The 251-nt window shown below is 58.2% G+C and carries 1 pseudogene; it reads left to right on the top strand.

Annotated elements, in window-relative coordinates:
* Positions 1-202 (top strand): annotated as a pseudogene (locus QSV46_RS40440) (C4-dicarboxylate ABC transporter); the annotation flags it as partial.
* Positions 203-251 lie beyond the last annotated feature (49 nt).

The following is a 251-nucleotide window of genomic DNA, read 5'->3' as shown; positions in this document are numbered from 1 at the left end:
CCTGACTACACCGCCCGAGGTCAATCAGGCCTTCCTCAAGGCCTGGGATGAGTTTGCCGCGGCGGAGGTCGCGAAGAACCCGTTCTTCAAGAAAGTCTACGAATCTCAGAAGGCCTATGCCGCCAAGGTCGTGCCCGCCAAGCGCTTCATGTTCCCGCCCTACGCTTTGCAGGCGGACCACTATTGGCCCGTTAAAGAATAAGGACATAGTAGGAAGGGCGGCCTCGGCCGCCCTTCCTACTATGATAAGC

The organism is Bradyrhizobium cosmicum (assembly GCF_032290525.1).
Classification (GTDB): domain Bacteria; phylum Pseudomonadota; class Alphaproteobacteria; order Rhizobiales; family Xanthobacteraceae; genus Bradyrhizobium; species Bradyrhizobium cosmicum_A.
Note: the sequence above shows the minus strand (reverse complement) of the source record. Positions and strands in the feature narration are given on the sequence as shown.